Origin of the sequence: Pseudoalteromonas aurantia, from assembly GCF_005886875.1 — a bacterium.
Lineage (GTDB): Bacteria > Pseudomonadota > Gammaproteobacteria > Enterobacterales > Alteromonadaceae > Pseudoalteromonas > Pseudoalteromonas aurantia_A.
Map to the genome: position 1 here is coordinate 19,832 of NZ_PNBY01000074.1, position 15,907 is coordinate 35,738.

12 protein-coding genes are annotated in these 15,907 nt (G+C 40.4%); 6 read left to right on the forward strand and 6 right to left on the reverse strand.

The features are described 5' to 3' along the window. Window positions 1-146: 146 nt before the first annotated feature. A complete protein-coding gene (locus CWC18_RS15210; protein ID WP_138592576.1) occupies window positions 147-527 on the forward strand; it encodes a DUF3192 domain-containing protein in 381 nt (126 codons plus the stop codon). Window positions 528-561: 34 nt separating this feature from the next. Here CWC18_RS15210 and CWC18_RS15215 read toward each other — a convergent pair whose 3' ends face one another. The 3 genes from CWC18_RS15215 to CWC18_RS15225 form a co-directional block, all read right to left on the reverse strand. After that, window positions 562-1,464 (reverse strand): GGDEF domain-containing response regulator, encoded by a 903-nt coding sequence (locus tag CWC18_RS15215; RefSeq protein ID WP_138592575.1) that lies wholly within the window; start codon window positions 1,462-1,464, stop codon window positions 562-564. Beyond that, a complete protein-coding gene (locus CWC18_RS15220) occupies window positions 1,465-5,175 on the reverse strand; it encodes a PAS domain-containing hybrid sensor histidine kinase/response regulator (protein ID WP_138675603.1) in 3,711 nt (1,236 codons plus the stop codon). A gap of 142 nt (window positions 5,176-5,317) precedes the next feature. Next, complete coding sequence (locus tag CWC18_RS15225; protein ID WP_119862275.1) at window positions 5,318-6,724, reverse strand: PhoH family protein; 1,407 nt, start codon at window positions 6,722-6,724, stop codon at window positions 5,318-5,320. Window positions 6,725-7,003: 279 nt separating this feature from the next. Here CWC18_RS15225 and rapA point away from each other — a divergent pair, with 279 nt between their 5' ends. Further along, window positions 7,004-9,898, forward strand: a complete 2,895-nt coding sequence (gene rapA, locus CWC18_RS15230; protein WP_138592573.1) for an RNA polymerase-associated protein RapA — start codon at window positions 7,004-7,006, stop codon at window positions 9,896-9,898. A 122-nt stretch (window positions 9,899-10,020) separates the two neighbouring features. On the opposite strand, the gene CWC18_RS15235 is transcribed toward rapA, so the two are convergent. Next, window positions 10,021-11,049, reverse strand: coding sequence for a hypothetical protein (locus CWC18_RS15235; RefSeq protein ID WP_138675604.1), 1,029 nt, complete (start codon window positions 11,047-11,049; stop codon window positions 10,021-10,023). Between the two features lie 305 nt (window positions 11,050-11,354). Here CWC18_RS15235 and CWC18_RS15240 point away from each other — a divergent pair, with 305 nt between their 5' ends. Together CWC18_RS15240 and rluA are read left to right on the forward strand one after the other, a co-directional pair. Next, the gene (locus tag CWC18_RS15240) at window positions 11,355-12,515 is read left to right on the forward strand and encodes a LamG-like jellyroll fold domain-containing protein (protein WP_138592571.1); all 1,161 of its coding nucleotides are present in this window, start codon (window positions 11,355-11,357) and stop codon (window positions 12,513-12,515) included. Between the two features lie 137 nt (window positions 12,516-12,652). After that, window positions 12,653-13,306: a bifunctional tRNA pseudouridine(32) synthase/23S rRNA pseudouridine(746) synthase RluA gene (rluA, locus tag CWC18_RS15245; protein ID WP_138592570.1), complete on the forward strand. Its 654-nt coding sequence runs from the start codon at window positions 12,653-12,655 to the stop codon at window positions 13,304-13,306. A 242-nt stretch (window positions 13,307-13,548) separates the two neighbouring features. Here rluA and CWC18_RS15250 read toward each other — a convergent pair whose 3' ends face one another. Together CWC18_RS15250 and CWC18_RS15255 are read right to left on the reverse strand one after the other, a co-directional pair. Further along, entirely contained in the window at window positions 13,549-13,875 is a 327-nt protein-coding gene (locus CWC18_RS15250) for an HIT family protein (RefSeq protein ID WP_138675605.1), read from the reverse strand. Window positions 13,876-13,935: 60 nt separating this feature from the next. Then, entirely contained in the window at window positions 13,936-14,661 is a 726-nt protein-coding gene (locus CWC18_RS15255) for an XRE family transcriptional regulator (RefSeq protein ID WP_138592569.1), read from the reverse strand. 262 nt (window positions 14,662-14,923) lie between these two features. On the opposite strand from CWC18_RS15255, the gene CWC18_RS15260 reads away from it, so the two are divergent. Together CWC18_RS15260 and CWC18_RS15265 are read left to right on the forward strand one after the other, a co-directional pair. Then, window positions 14,924-15,175, forward strand: coding sequence for a helix-turn-helix domain-containing protein (locus CWC18_RS15260; RefSeq protein WP_138592568.1), 252 nt, complete (start codon window positions 14,924-14,926; stop codon window positions 15,173-15,175). A 46-nt stretch (window positions 15,176-15,221) separates the two neighbouring features. Then, window positions 15,222-15,821 carry a 1-acyl-sn-glycerol-3-phosphate acyltransferase gene (locus CWC18_RS15265; RefSeq protein ID WP_249930142.1) on the forward strand — a complete coding sequence of 200 codons (600 nt, stop codon included), beginning with the start codon at window positions 15,222-15,224 and terminating at the stop codon, window positions 15,819-15,821. The last annotated feature ends 86 nt before the right edge of the window (window positions 15,822-15,907 follow it).

The following is a 15,907-nucleotide window of genomic DNA, read 5'->3' on the forward strand; positions in this document are numbered from 1 at the left end:
ACACTAAGTATTAGTTAAAAATACTATTAAGTTATAAAACTTAAAAAAAAAACGTTAATAAAAACTCAAGATACTGATTTTATTGAATAAAAATATTGGCAATTTATTTGCATAAGTTTAAATAAAATGACTCTCTAGGAAAAAAAATGAAAAAACTACTTATCGCCGCATTAATAGCAACGCCGTTCTTATCTGGCTGTATCGTCGCGGTATCTGATGGTGAGGCAGAATACGGCTGGAAATCAAAGCACAGTGGCAAAAATTGGCAAGCGCATCAAAAATCCAATAGAGATAAAATAGCTAATTTGGTAAGTGGTGCCGACTACAGCGCTGTAATTCAACAGTTCGACACACCAGATTTTTCAGAGCTAGTAAGTAAAGGTGACGCCATATTTCAAGTGCTATATTTCTCAACAAACAGCAAACATTCAGACGGTAAAGTGACCAAAGATGAGTGTACTCCATTAGTATTCAAAGATGGTAAATTAATTGGGTTTGGTCAAAGCGCAGTCTCTGAGTATCTATAGCATCAGTTTATTGGTAGTGCTAAACAAATACCTGTTATTTGTTTATCACTACTACTCTCTCTTGATACTGGTGCGCTTGATACAGCGCACTATCAGCTAACTTAAACACCTGCTGTTCATTGCCTCCAAAGTCTGTCGCAATATGCACCATACCTATACTGATACTTAAATGTGCACAAATTGGTGACGTGCCATGTGCGACCATTAAGCAATCAATTGAATCATGCATATGAGATGCGGCCTCTAACGCACTTTCGCTACTATGCCCTGTTAATATCACGGCAAAGCGTACACCATCATAACGCGCAACGAACCCCTGATAAGCTTGGATAGCACAATCCAAAGAATGGGCAACTTTGACTAAGCAATCATCCCCGGCGGCATACCCATAGTGCTCATTAAATTCTTTAAAGTAGTCTATATCAATTAGCAATAAACTGAGAGATTTACTGTGTTCGGCACACAACAGATACTGTTGAGACAAGGTCTCATCAAGCAAACGCCTGTTAGGGATCTCTGTTAACCCATCAATTGATGCTAACTTCTCCAACAGATCGTTTTTCTGTTTAATTGCTAAATGATTTTTTACCCTGGCTTTTACAATTAACGGGCTAAAAGGCTTAGTAATGTAATCCATAGCTCCCATTTGTAACCCTTTCGCTTCATCATTATAGCTATTACTTGCGGAAATAATGATAACAGGGATCGCATACGTGTTCTGGTTGGCTTTCAGACGCTCAAGTAACTCGTATCCAGATATACCCGGCATGCGAATGTCTGAAATAATCAAATCAACCTTATTATCAGCTAAAAATGTTAAAGCTTGCTCCGCACTTTCGCACTGCGATATTTGATACTCTTGCGATAATGTATTGTCTAATACCACCCGATTAAGTGGATCATCATCAACAATTAGAATTCGAGCAGTCTTTTGCATTTAATCCCCTTGGCATTCAATCGCCAGATATGACTCGGTTTGTTTCAGTTTTTGCTTAAGATTGGTAACGAGCGCTTGTTCTTTAATTCCATCTGTTTTTTTTATATGCAGCTCTAGCAACTTTGCATCCTCTGCAAGCCTATTGAAACCCAAGCCTGCAGCAGCCCCTTTGATGCTGTGGGCTAATAATGCTAAGTCTATGGCTGACTGTGGCTCTTCCAGTTGTTGTATATACTCAATGCATAGCTTAGCAAACTTTTGCAACATTGTGAGCAAAAAATCTTCTTTGCCCATAACCTGTTTTAGCGCGAATGTACGATCAAAAAAACTAACTGGTGACTTCGAATACTGTGCCAGCACCTGTGTGAGTAACTCTCTCGACACTGGTTTTATCAAATGGTTATCCATACCATGTGCCAAAGCTTGATCAATTTCTTGTGCTTGCTCATTTGCTGTAAGTGCAACAATTGATACTGGCAATTCGGGAATTTCTCGGCGTAACAGTCGTGTTGCTGTATAGCCATCTAGCTCAGGCATATGAACATCCATTAATATAACGTCAGGTTGCAACTGCCTAACAAGCAAAACAACATCTTTCGCTGAGTTACACTTAACAACACTGGCTGATTGCTGCTGGAGTAAGTTCACTGTGATATCTAAATTCAATTCATTATCATCTATCACCAAGCACAGCATACCTTCAATAGTAGCTAGTTTATCATTGGCTTTTTCTGGGCTCTGTTGCTGAGCTTCAATATCATTGCGTATGCGTTGTATATAACCATCTTGCAACACACCAACCACATTTTCGTTGTGCTCAATAAATGAGTTTGAGCTATTAGGCATATAAATCCGTTGCACTAAACTCATTACCTCTTCACTCACGAGCATATCTATTATTGACGGCTCAGGTGTGACCTCACATAGTAAGTAGTCAAAATCCTGCTCTTTTAATCTCGTAATCACATGTGCGATATCTGGTTCACACTGCACATGAACATCAGCAAGTACAATGGAAGGTTTAGAACCGCCAAACCATAGAACTCTGACGTTACCTAAATTAGATTCAGCCTTAGATAAAGGTAAAGAGAAATAGAATTTGCTCCCTTGTCCATATTGACTGTGAAGTTTTATTTCACCTCCAAGTAAGGCAACTTCCTGTTTTACGATTGCAAGCCCTAGTCCAATACCTTCGTGTTTGCGCGAGAATGAATCATCACCTTGTGTGAAAGCATCAAACAGCCGCTCTTGGTTCTGCGCTTTTATCCCTACTCCCGTATCACTGACGCTAAAGCACAAGTGCTCTTCTTCCTGTTCTTTTACTGTCGTGACAGATAAAGTGATCTGGCCACTTTCTGAGTACTTAACTGCATTATTGAGTAGATTAATTAAAACCAATTTAAGTTTATTAATGTCACCCAGACGCTTAGGTGAGACAGAGCTATCTATTTGACTCACTAAAACCAAGCTTTTTTGATCACACAAAGGCTTAATTAACCGAGAACAATCATCAAATAAGTCGATTAGATTAAACTCTTTCATAACCAAGCTATCTTGATTACTTTCTACTTTTGCAAACGCCAAAATGCTATTCAGCATATTTAATAGCTGCTGGGCCGCATACGTAACTTGACTCATGTATGCCATTTGCGAACCACTGAGTCCTTGCTTTTTAATAATATCGATTAACCCAAGTACAACATTGATCGGTGTGCGGATCTCATGGCTCATATTCGCAATAAAACGACTCTTCGCCAACGTCGCGCGCTCTGCATCTAACTTTGCACGCGTTAACTGTGTAATATTCTGAAGATGAATAACAAAATACTTTGGCTGTCGTTGTTTGTCCCACACTAGCGAAACACTTAATTGCAACCAACTATAATGTCCTGGCTGGGCTAATGTAAGCTCGGCCATTTTTTGCTCATGCTTCAATAAACAGTCAAACGTTTCCACTAGTGATTGGTAACTTTCTTCAGAGAATAACGCTGATAACTGGCTACCCGCTGCTGGCGTATGCGCTGCTAAATAGCGCTTAGCAGCCTTATTTAATACTAAAACCCCCCCGTCAATTGATGCCAAAATAACACCATTTGGCGCATACTCCATGGCCGCTTTAAAGTTTTCTTCTGAAGTTTGTAAAGACTTCATAGTTTGCTGCTGCTCAGTGACATCGCGCGCGACACCAAAGCTGCCGATCAGCCGGTGCTGCTCATTATAAAAAGGTGCCAATGTCAGCATGTAACTTTTTTCATCCAAGACCAATGTCTGAGTGAGTGATCGTTGCTGCAAACGCATATACTGTTCGAGGGCTGTTAACTCTGAAAATTTATCGGTTATTTCGTGTAACTCTCGGCCGACGATTTCCTCTCTTTTTACATGTAAGAACGTCTCAAAAGCAGCGTTACAACCAATGAATGACCCATCTATATTTTTAAAGTAAATTAAATCTGGAATATTATCTAACATGGTATTAAGGAGTGATGCCTGACGCTCTTTTACATCTAAAGAACACGCAAGCGCCTTTTTTTGCGCTCGTACTTGCTCATCTAATACCAAGTTATGCTGTTTAAGCTGCTCTAATAGTGCCTGCTTTTGCATCACTACACGCTTTATTTGTGCAAACCATGGTTGCCAATCAACTGGGATCACATAATCAAATGTTGTCTTCGGCGTATGCTCTTGTAAGATCAGATACCTAACAAAGTGACTAACCGGTCGAATAAATATGCGTCCACTTAGCCAAGTAACGGCTAAAAAGGTTGCGATTATAAAACCTGTCAAAAATAACAGCTCTAAGCCAATCTCATACAAAATAGGGTTTCTAAAAGCCCGCTCACTCTGCTTGAATGCCAAATCAATAGGCCTTGCCTCTTTTTGACTGAATAAATGTACACCACCAATCCAAGGTGCCAACAATGTCATTTCATTCAGTGGCTCAAGGTTAAATTCTTTTTCAGATAACAGATTAATATGTGATTTAGTGATGAGTGTCGCTTCAGAGTCTGTTAGGGTTACCTTGTTAAGCCAAGCCTCGACCTTGTCAGCATTGTAAATTAATACCACATGTTCATTGGAGGTACTCGAACGTCGCTGTCCAATACTGAAGTACGTTTGACCGTTCACCTCAATTTTACTGCTACTATTATACGCTTTTTTTGTAAAATCTGGACTCAATTTACCATCCAGTATTGCCGTTAATAAGCGACTATCGTTACTTTCCCGGCGTTTCACAAACGCAAAGCCATTGTCTTTGATATAAGCCACAGCATCTACAGAACGGATCAAAGCTAATGCGGTGTTAAAAGCAGGGCCTAACGCCATAACCTGCTGCCATTGGCGTGTAGCGTGCGTACTTTGTAAAAATATCCCTTGCCCTATAATTTCGCCTGCACCATGGGGTAATTTACGGTAATAATAATTAGCATGCTGATCTAAGGTTGCCATAATAAATGGGTCAAAGTGATAGGTTAAAGGTTGATCTAAACTAACAAAGACGCTTTGAAATACACTATCAGCAGCAAACATAGCACGGTCTAACTGTCCGCTCAGGCGTTGAAAATGCGCAACGCGATCGTCATAGCTTCTTTCTAATTTAATGTGATAAAGGTGAAGACATAAAATCCCAGCAAGCAACATGGCAACACTTAAAGTGACTGCTATCGCACGCCGATACTTTTTGAGTGGCACAAATTCTTGTTCAAAGTCCATAAAGGATGACTGGTTCGTTCCTTATGACAAACACCTTAACCAGCAAAACACCGATAAGCAAGAGATCCGTCAATCTCTGGAGATATAAACAAAGGTGATAGAAAGCCACTCATCACAGTGACTTTCTACAAGGATAATAATACTACAAATTCTCTTCCGCAAACGAGGCTAAACGACTACGTACTACCCCATTGAGGTTAATGGTTGCACTGCCTTCGAAGTGTTTAAAACGTTCAACAATATACGTCAAACCAGAAGTTAAAGGTGTTAAGTAATTACTGTCAATTTGCGCTAAATTACCCGTACAAATGAGCTTAGTGCCCTCTCCGCAACGAGTAATAATGGTTTTTAATTGTGATGCCGTTAAGTTTTGGCTTTCATCTAAAATAACCACGGCATTTTGGATACTCCGCCCTCGCATAAAATTCACTGACTTAAACTGAATATTGGCCTTCTCCATAATATAGTTTCGACTAGAAATAGGGCTTTCATCATTTTTGTGCAGGACTTCGAGTGTATCTGTAATAGCAGCCAGCCACGGTGCCATTTTCTCTTCTTCAGTACCGGGTAAAAACCCAATGCTTTCAGCAATTTCAGGAGTATTACGCGTAACGATTACTTTATCGTAAATGCCCTTCTCAATGATCATTTCAAGTGCGCTCGCAAGAGCCAATAACGTTTTACCACACCCAGCAGGTCCCGTTAATATTACCAGCTCAATATTCGGGTCAAGCAATGCATCCATCGCCATACCTTGATACACATTTTTCGGCTGTACACCCCATGCATTCTGATGCATCAGTCGCTCAACCCCTAAATCTTTCAAAGTGATATTCGCATCATCATAGCCAGTAATGCGGGCTGCAAAATGCTCACTGTCATCGACTAAATACTCATTACAGAACACATCAGGCAACAAGCTTTTTGGAACATGATGTAATGTATAGCGGCCTTGCTGCTCCGACGTACAATCTCCCACACTTTGCCAAAAATCCCCACTAAACTTCTTATAGCCTAGGCTCAATAACTTAATATCATCAATAAGCTGGTCAGTACGGTAGTCTTCTACAAACTGCAACCCCGCACCTTTGGCTTTTAACCGCATATTGATGTCTTTGGTAACCAACACAACCTTAGTTTGTGTATGCTGCTTTTGCAGTCTTACAGCACAATTAATAATAATATGATCATTCTCGTTTCCAGGAAGACCTGAAATACTGTCTGGAAATAAGTGGTCGTTCACAATAATCAGTTTACCGCGTGACAATGGGCCTGATTCATTGCTCGATTGCACACTTGGTAAACGTACACCGTCAAGCATTTCTTCAGGAGACGCGTCTTTTAATACACCGTCTAAGCTGCGAATCGCAATTCTTGCATCACGACTAACATCGCGCTTTCGATCTTTAATATGATCTAACTCTTCAAGCACTGTCATCGGGATGACAACATCGTGCTCTTGAAATGAAAGATAAGCGAGGGGCTCGTGAAGTAGTACGTTGGTGTCAAGTACGTACATTTTTTTGTCGAGTTCTTGATCTTTTCCCATAGCGTATTCCTGTCGTTTGCAAATATTTATGCCATAGCCGATACTCTGATTCATCATCAAACATAAAGGCTATAGTCCAAGTTTAGTCTATTTGTCATAAAAGTCCGTTTTATGACAGCAGCGAAGCAAATAAATGTTCCGAATACAAATAAATCTCAATAATTTACAAGAACCACAGTAAGAATCGAGATAGGCACATTCGCTTAAAATAAACAAGATTGAACAAGCTTAAATGAACGGGTAACATAGCCGCCTTTTTTCGGGTTAAACGAGACGAACATGAATTTTTCCTTAGGTCAGCGCTGGATCAGTGATACTGAATCAGATTTAGGATTGGGCACCATCGTGGCATTAGAAGGGCGCCAAGTGACTATATTATTTCCCGCCAGTGGAGAAAACCGCGTTTACTCAATGCAAGAAGCCCCTGTGACACGCGTTGTGTTCAATCCAGGTGATGTTATTCGCAGTGCTGATGAGTGGGAACTGCAGGTGGAAACTGTTGAACCTGTCGGTGATTTATTGTGTTATCACGGTATTCGTCTCGACACCGAAGAAAAAACCACATTAAAAGAAACGTTTCTTGATCACTTTATCAAATTCAATAAACCACAAGACAGGCTATTTGCAGGTCAAGTAGATAGATTCGACCGCTACACGCTGCGCTATCAAACATGGCAACATCAGTTTGCCCGTCAGCAGTCTCATTTGAAAGGCGTTGTCGGACAAAGAGCAAGCCTGATCCCACACCAGTTATATATTGCCGATGAAGTCGGTAAACGTTTTGCACCTCGGGTGTTACTCTCTGATGAAGTGGGTCTGGGTAAAACTATCGAAGCGGGTATGATTTTACATCAACAGATCTTAACCGGTCGCGCTAACCGCGTATTAATCGTGGTACCAGAAAACTTACAACACCAATGGCTTGTAGAAATGTTACGTCGCTTTAACCTGCGCTTCTCTATTTTTGATGAAGAACGCTGTGATGAAGCCTTTGCAGATTCTCCCAACGTATTTGAAACCGAACAACTTATTTTAGTGAGTCTTGAGTTTATCGCGAAAAAGCGTCGCTGGTTTGAACAAGCGACCTTGGCAGATTGGGATTTGCTAGTGATTGACGAAGCACACCATTTAACAATAGAAAACAACAAGCCAAGCACTGAATACTCACGTATGGCAGAATTAGCACAAGATATCCCTGGGCTAATTCTCTTGACGGCAACCCCTGATCAGCTAGGCCACCGCAGCCATTTTGCACGATTACAACTACTCGACCCTGATAGATTTTACGACTACGACGCATTTGTGAGTGAAGAAAGCAAATATAAAGACGTGGCAGACGCGGCGAACCAGCTACTACAAGAAAGAGCATTAGATGAGCAAGCAAAAGCTACGCTCATTGATTTATTACAAGAAACTGATATCAGCACCCTACTCACCAGCGCGCAGGCTGGCGACGAGCAAGCCAAGCAAGAAATACTATCCATGCTATTAGATAGACATGGCACTGGCCGAATTTTGTTCCGTAACAGTCGCAGTGGCATTGACGGATACCCAGGCAGAAAACTACACAGCTACCCTGTTGAAATTCCAAAACAGTATAAAACAGCCATGTCTGTACTAGGTAATATGGGTGGGATCCAAAGCGCTGAAAAGTCTGCTGTAAGAGCTTTATTCCCAGAGAAAATTTTCCAAGAATTTGAAGGCGAAGGCAGCGGTTGGACAGCATTTGATCCGCGTGTTAATTGGTTAATTGAAACGTTAAAATCATTAAAACAAGAAAAGATATTGTTGATCTGTGCAGAAGCACAAACTGCAATTAGCCTTGAGCAAATACTGCGTGAACGTGAAGCCATTAAAGCTGCGGTATTCCACGAGGGTATGTCTATCGTCGAACGTGACCGTGCTGCAGCATTTTTCGCCGATGAGTACGACTCTGCACAAATTTTATTGTGTTCTGAAATTGGTTCAGAAGGCCGTAACTTCCAGTTTTCACATCATTTGGTATTATTTGATTTACCATTGAACCCTGATTTACTCGAACAACGGATCGGACGCTTAGACCGAATTGGACAAAAGTATGATGTAAATATTCACGTACCTTACTTTGAAAACACAGCTCAAGAAGTGCTTCTGCGTTGGTACAACGAAGGCCTGGATGCATTTGAAACCACCAGCACAACAGGACAAATGCTATACAAGGAGTTTAGCGAAGATTTACTTGAACTTATTGGCGCACATAACTGTGATGAAGATGAGCTAGACCCATTAATAGAGCAAGCAGCTAAACAAAATCAAGTATTGCGTGCACAAATGGAACAGGGCCGTGACCGGTTATTAGAACTGCATTCAAGTGGACAAGGCCATGCTGAAGCTTTGGTAGCTGAAATTGAAAAACTTGATAATGACGTGATCTTACCAGGTTACATGATCAACGTTTTCGATACCTTTGGGGTTAACCAAGAAGATAAAGGCGAGAACACCATTATTCTCAAGCCAACAGAACATATGCTTAACCCTTCTTTTCCATGTTTAAAAGAAGATGGCATCACAGTGACATTTGACCGAGATACGTCTTTATCACAAGAAGACGCACACTTTATCAGTTGGGACCACCCTATGGTGCAAGGTGCAATGGATATGATCTGTGATGATGATTTTGGCTGTGCCTCGGTTGCCTTACTGAAAAATAAAAAGTTACCAGCGGGTACCTTTTTCGTTGAACTGATCTACATCGCAGAAGCATCTGCACCTAAAGCACTCCAAGTTGGTCGCTTTTTACCGCCAACCCCGGTGCGGGTATTACTTGATAAAGCAGGTAATAACCTAGCTGATAATGTTGCTTTTGATGCATTCAATAGCCAGCTCTCTGCTGTTGGCCGTCAGACGGCAAGTAAACTCGCCAATGCATTACAAAGCGCAATTCATCCGCTCATTACCCAAGCAACAGAATTAGCGAATGTACAACTAAACACACTGACTGAAAATGCAATGGTAAAAATGCAATCAACAATGGGGGATGAGCAAGCTCGCTTAGAAGCATTGAAAGCCATTAATCCAAATATTCGAGATGAAGAAATTCAAGTGTTTACCAAGCAAAAATCAGAGCTCAGCACTTATATAGAAAAAGCACAATTAAAGCTGGACGCGATTCGCCTCATTGTTGTGTCTCACTAAACCAGGCTCAAACATCAGGTTAAGAGCCCAGTTAAAATGCCCTGTCACTCAATCAAATGACAGGGCTTTTTTGAAACTATTGATATCAAAAGATACATATAAAATTATTCATACCACTTTAGCTAAAATTTGACGATATTCTCCCATCTCCCCCATAGTTCAAACACCGCAGGGCATTCAAAAACCGTCATATTGTTTAACGCTTTTATATGCTTTACCTGCAGTAAACCATATTCAAACATACAGCTTGATGCCTCCAAATAAACATGTGCTATTTCCATAGTGATAATCGGCTTAGCTAACAATATCATTTTGAGTTCATACCAACCTTTAGGCATAGGCTGTGTTTGCAATACTAAATCAAACTCCGTATCAAATGCTTTTAAAGCATTATAAATATACCGCTGCTTATCGACTAAATTCTCAAATTGGTTTTCCCATTTCGATATTACCTCTTCAAACTCTGGATAAGAAACCAGCAATGATGTTAAGTCGCGATCAGGTTGAACAAATAACGGAGTAAGCCAATAACGATTGCTTGGTCGCAAGTCATTTAACACAGCTTCTAAAAACACACTCGCTACCCGGCCATCATCTTGCTCATGACTACGGAGTATACAAAGGTGCTCATAGGCGACTAAAACCCGTTCAATACTGTGCGAATTATTTGCATAATCAAACCATTCACCTAAACCCTTAGGTGCAATATCATAGCCCAACTCTCGCTTCGCTATTGGCCATTGATCTGCATGCTCTATCGACAACATATCGTCAACCCCTAACAGCCATTCAAGCCGACGAATTGCGCCAGGTTGCCAACGGTGATTTGGGTTAGTATTTTGCCTTGCCCACTCAAGGGCTCGATGGGTATGCTGACAATGAGACCACAAATCCCTCACGCTATTTTTCTTCGTGGGTATTCCTACATCATGCATTGCTAATGCGTAATGTATATTCCGGTCATAATCAACCTGCTTTAAATCAGTGTTCAAGTAGCGTAAAAAAAAGCCTTGGTGGATTGAGCTTATAGCGTACTTGTTTAATTGTACCAATGCACTTTGTAAACGAGGCGATGCCCTCAACTTTCCTTTGTTGTTAGCGTCTAAAGCATCATGTTGAAGTGTTCGTGAACGTGATTTTAGTATTTCCATTATTTATTTGTGCCACATCCCCCCTGGGCGATATTTGCACAGCTCCCTAATTCCATTTATGAACAAAGTACCGTATTTATTGTCCTCATAAATACAGCTATAAATACACACCTTTAATTGTACATTTATTAATAAGTAGCATACCAATAGAGTATTGCGATATAAATAAATCTAAATTTAAATTTAAATTTGACATAAAAAGAGTCACTCTGCGAGTAAAAGTAAGTAAAAGTTTTCCAAGCAATATAAAAGCGACCAATGTCCTATGGTAAATTTTGTTACACAGTGGGTAGGATAATATTAATATGGATAAAAATCAAAAACACATGAGTGAACAGCCTAAACAAGTATCAACTTCTACTACAACACCTCAGCAATACATTGGGGTCTGGGTACATGATGTATATGTGAGTTTTACAGAGCGAAAAGCATTTCGTGAAGATATCGATTTAAATCTTTCCGATCTTTCATATAACCTATTGATTTGCCTTATTATAAAATCACCAACCCCTCTTTCATCCCGTGAGTTACTTGACTTAGTTTGGGGTAAAGTAGTCACCGCTGACGAAAATGTTAAACAACGAATCTGTATATTACGCAAACAATTAGAGCATCCTGAAAAGTATAATTATATAAAAAATAGGCGAGGCCATGGCTATTATATTGATGCGCCTTTAAAATGGAAAAAAAACAACTTAATTCAGATCCTTAAGAAAAAAACAAACCATCAAAAAGTTGTATTGAGTAGTTCGATTAGTGTTGTTATTTTCATTATCCTACTATTGGCATCGAACGAAAATCAAACTAACACCACACATATTGCGAAAATAACATCAGATAGCGTACACCTTGCAACGAAAACTAAAGACCTTGCATTTTGTCTTGACGGGTTTGATGATTATATAGAGCTAGCGAATCAAGATATTTTGGATGTTGGGCTTGGTGACTTTTCTATTACGGCATGGATACGCACCAAAGCGCTCGGTCAGCACATCATTATAGATAAACAATTCGGGGACCAAATCTCAGATGCACGTGGCTACGCTTTTTATATTGATGATGGTTATATCGCTTTACAGCTCGCTGATGAAGGAGGTACTTGGTACTGTCAAGAAACGGACTCATCTTGCACCTTTTACAACTCTCAAGCATTTGCTGCTGACAATCAATGGCACCATGTCGCCGTCTCTATAGACAGAGATAAAGTTGATGGTATTCGCTTTTACCTCAATGGTGAGCATATCGACAGCCATGACCCTACCAATAGACAGGGCTCATTAAGTAATAGTATGCCTTTAAGGATTGGCAGCCGCTCCTCTTATATATCTGGTCTATTTCAAGGTGCAATCGGAGAAGTTGTATTACACCACAAAGTACTCACGCCTCCCGCAATACAAGCACATTTTCATGCGGGAAACTCTAGGCATTGTTACAACATTGCTCAAAAAGGAGGAGTAGTGCTCTAACACCGCAGCTCACTTTTTTCAAAAACAGAGTGTTAATTACAAGTTAGGCCACCCATTTCAGATTCATAGATTTAACCCTTTATGATTTTTTAAAATATAGCTAGAATAGCCCGCCTGATTTGACCTAGGGTGATCCTGTGCTTTTAAACTACGCGCCGCCGTGCGACCCATATTTAGAAATTCTCTATCAAGATGACTTTATGCTGGTTATCAATAAACCAAGTGGGTTATTAACAGTGCCAGGCAAAGATCCCAAACATGCCGACTGTGCAATCGCACGAGTTAATAGGGTATTTCCGAGCGCACGTATTGTTCATCGCCTTGATATGGCAACTTCTGGTGTGCTGTGTTTAGCAATGAGTAAAGAAGCGCACCGGTTTTTAAGCATACAATTCCAAGACCGCCTAACCAATAAACACTATATTGCTCGCGTTCACGGGCAATTAGCCTCAAAAACGGGTTCCATTGACTTACCGCTGATATGTGACTGGCCAAATAGGCCAAAACAAATGGTCTGTCATGATACAGGGAAACCCTCTCTTACACATTATCAAGTGCTTGAGAGTGAACCCAATGCAACCCGCGTAAAGTTGACACCAATCACTGGTCGCTCACATCAATTACGCGTTCATATGTTATCGCTAGGGAATGTGATCTTGGGTGACCGGCTGTATGCCACAGGAGACGCCCTAGTAGCAGCTGAACGCTTGCAACTGCACGCCGAAATGCTCCAGATCAGTCATCCAGCTACTGAGCAACTCATGACATTTGAAGCACCAGTGCCCTTTTAGCCTGTTTGCTCATTCGGTGACTGACTAAGTACCTTCACCTCTGGTGCACTCTGTTAAACAAATCTAACGCGCTGGAGGTCATAGCCCTAACCCCAGCCAATGGGAAATCAGGAGTAAACTTGCTTGAATGTAGTGAAGGAAGTGTGAGCCATTGCTTAACATTTTTCTGATATTTACTCCTATCTACAATTCACTCGACGCCAGTTTGTATCAAGCAAAAGCACAAAGGCGCAATCCTTAAGTCATGAAAAGGAGTCGCCATAATTTACATGAAAATGCAGGTGCTTTGAATCCTGATAATCACCTAAGTTAGTTAATACCCGGCATGCACCATGTTCCGCTTCTACTTGTTTGGCAACTTGTGTCACCAATGCCATTACCGCGTGCACAATAGTCGCGTCGTAATTAGCTAGGTCAGTCAAGGAGGGGACATGAACTTTTGGGATCACCACAATATGCACAGGCCAAAATGGTTTGGTATGATGAAAGGCTATGGCGTCAGTTGTTTCGGCAACAACATTAACGGCCGTTTTTTTACTTAAAACCTGCTCGCAATAAAAATCATCCATGTTTATATTTCCTTTAAAATAGGCTCAACCTTACATTATATTAGCCTATGAATAGCCACTCTAGGATAAATCTTTCCCAATCCAAACCACTTTGCCAATTATTTCAAGTTGATCAAGCTCATGTGCTTGTACATGCTGTTCTACGTATTCTTTATTATCACTAATCAAGCGTACTGAGCCATCAATATATTGCTGTAAACGTTTTGCATAAAGCTCTTCCCCTAATCTAACAACGTAGATCAATCCTTCGCTCAGCTTTTTATCGGATAAATCTACCAAGATAGTATTATTGTTATGAATGGTTGGCTCCATTGAGTCACCTTTAGCAAATACAACAGCCAACTGACTCTTATCCAAGTTCTTATAGTCAATCCACTTTTTCCTAAAAGCAAGATGGCGTTCAACCAAAGCTGCATCGTTAAATGCGCCATACCCTGTACTAACCGAAATGTGATACCCCGGCACTAATACAAACTTTTCTTGAAATTCGTCCACACTCACAACACATTGACTCAGTAATGGTGAGGTTGAATTATCACTAGGCTGGTTATCTTCCCCCTTAACCAACCACAAAAAATCTGTCTTCGACTCTTGTGCTATTCGTTCAATAATACTGAGCTTAGGATCTTCACCCTTCAATATTCTACGCAGAGTCCCTTCAGAAACACCTATTTTTGACGCAAACGTGCGTATACTGTCAGGTTTTATCGCTTGCTCCACACGCGTGGCAAATGACGCACGTGGATGCTCATCGCTAAAAACACTTTCACTAAAACTTTCAGACATATAGATAAAGCCTTATAAATAATTCAAGGTAATTCAAACGCATTTATAAATATAAGCAAATGAGAATGCATAAAAAGTTACAAATAACATTTGCAGTGCGTAACTTTTGAATCTATAATTCAAAAAAATACGCAGCAAGTAACGTATTAAGTCGTCATTAAAAACAATAATTGCGTATTTAATGCTGCATTATACACCTATTTATAGCATTTTTCATACTATAAATACATTAATGCGTAATAAATGAAGGAGAATATGAATTATGCAAAAAAACACCCCAGCTAGAATTAACAGAACACCCAGAGGCTCAGACATTTTAAAGTTCGCACGGAAAAGTCGCGGATATACGCAAGCTGAATCAGCTGCAAATTACGGTATTGAAGAGCGTACACTTCGTCGCTGGGAAAATAACGAATTCAATCCTCGTTGGAATGATGTTATTGGATTAGTCGAAGACGTTTATTTACTTGATATTACGAATATTATTATCGGGATGAAAAAGCCGAATTCATAGTATGAACAAAAGCTATGGTATAATACCAAGAAAAAGCGTAACAATAATGCATAACCTAAACAGTAGAGATATTCCTAAAGCAACACCAAAAACACATAGCCCAATTGGCCGTTGGATTGGCTCTGTGATCCTAAAAGTAATGGGGTGGCGAATTGAAGGGACTTTTCCCAGCGATGCAAAGTTCATTGCAGCCATTGCACCTCATACATCAAATTGGGACTTTGTCATTGCCATTGCGGTCAAACTAAAACTCGACCTCAAAGTACAATTCCTTGGTAAACATAGTATTTTTATAGGGCCTTTCGGATACTTGTTAAAGAAATTGGCCGGTATTGCTGTTGACCGCAGCGCGGCCCATGGGGTTGTGGAGCAAATCACCCAACAATTTAACCAACAAGACGCGCTGATATTAGGGTTAGCGCCAGAAGGGACTCGTAAATATACTAAACTGTGGAAAACAGGCTTTTTATATATGGCAAGCGCAGCTAATGTGCCAGTTGTTCCAATGCGATTAGATTACCGCTCAAAAACCTTTACGGTATTACCAGCATTGAATATAACTCACGATATAGAGTCTGAGCTAACACGGTTTAAACAACTATTTCCTAAAGAGGTGGCAAAATATCCTTCCCAAGTATCTGACTGATCGGGTTGTTCACCTTGTACCCTTTGGCTAGTAGTTTTGACTTATTCTATACTTAGCGTTCCTCACTACGAAATAAGAATAAAGTA

What these genes read in the sequence shown, in the direction of transcription:
- CWC18_RS15240 (WP_138592571.1), top strand. Translation starts at nt 11,355, where the DNA reads ATGGATAAAAATCAAAAACACATGAGTGAACAGCCTAAACAAGTATCA.
- CWC18_RS15210 (WP_138592576.1), top strand. Translation starts at nt 147, where the DNA reads ATGAAAAAACTACTTATCGCCGCATTAATAGCAACGCCGTTCTTATCT.
- rapA (WP_138592573.1), top strand. Translation starts at nt 7,004, where the DNA reads ATGAATTTTTCCTTAGGTCAGCGCTGGATCAGTGATACTGAATCAGAT.
- CWC18_RS15260 (WP_138592568.1), top strand. Translation starts at nt 14,924, where the DNA reads ATGCAAAAAAACACCCCAGCTAGAATTAACAGAACACCCAGAGGCTCA.
- CWC18_RS15220 (WP_138675603.1), bottom strand. Translation starts at nt 5,175, where the DNA reads ATGGACTTTGAACAAGAATTTGTGCCACTCAAAAAGTATCGGCGTGCG.
- CWC18_RS15235 (WP_138675604.1), bottom strand. Translation starts at nt 11,049, where the DNA reads ATGGAAATACTAAAATCACGTTCACGAACACTTCAACATGATGCTTTA.
- CWC18_RS15255 (WP_138592569.1), bottom strand. Translation starts at nt 14,661, where the DNA reads ATGTCTGAAAGTTTTAGTGAAAGTGTTTTTAGCGATGAGCATCCACGT.
- CWC18_RS15250 (WP_138675605.1), bottom strand. Translation starts at nt 13,875, where the DNA reads ATGGATGATTTTTATTGCGAGCAGGTTTTAAGTAAAAAAACGGCCGTT.
- CWC18_RS15265 (WP_249930142.1), top strand. Translation starts at nt 15,222, where the DNA reads ATGCATAACCTAAACAGTAGAGATATTCCTAAAGCAACACCAAAAACA.
- CWC18_RS15215 (WP_138592575.1), bottom strand. Translation starts at nt 1,464, where the DNA reads ATGCAAAAGACTGCTCGAATTCTAATTGTTGATGATGATCCACTTAAT.
- CWC18_RS15225 (WP_119862275.1), bottom strand. Translation starts at nt 6,724, where the DNA reads ATGGGAAAAGATCAAGAACTCGACAAAAAAATGTACGTACTTGACACC.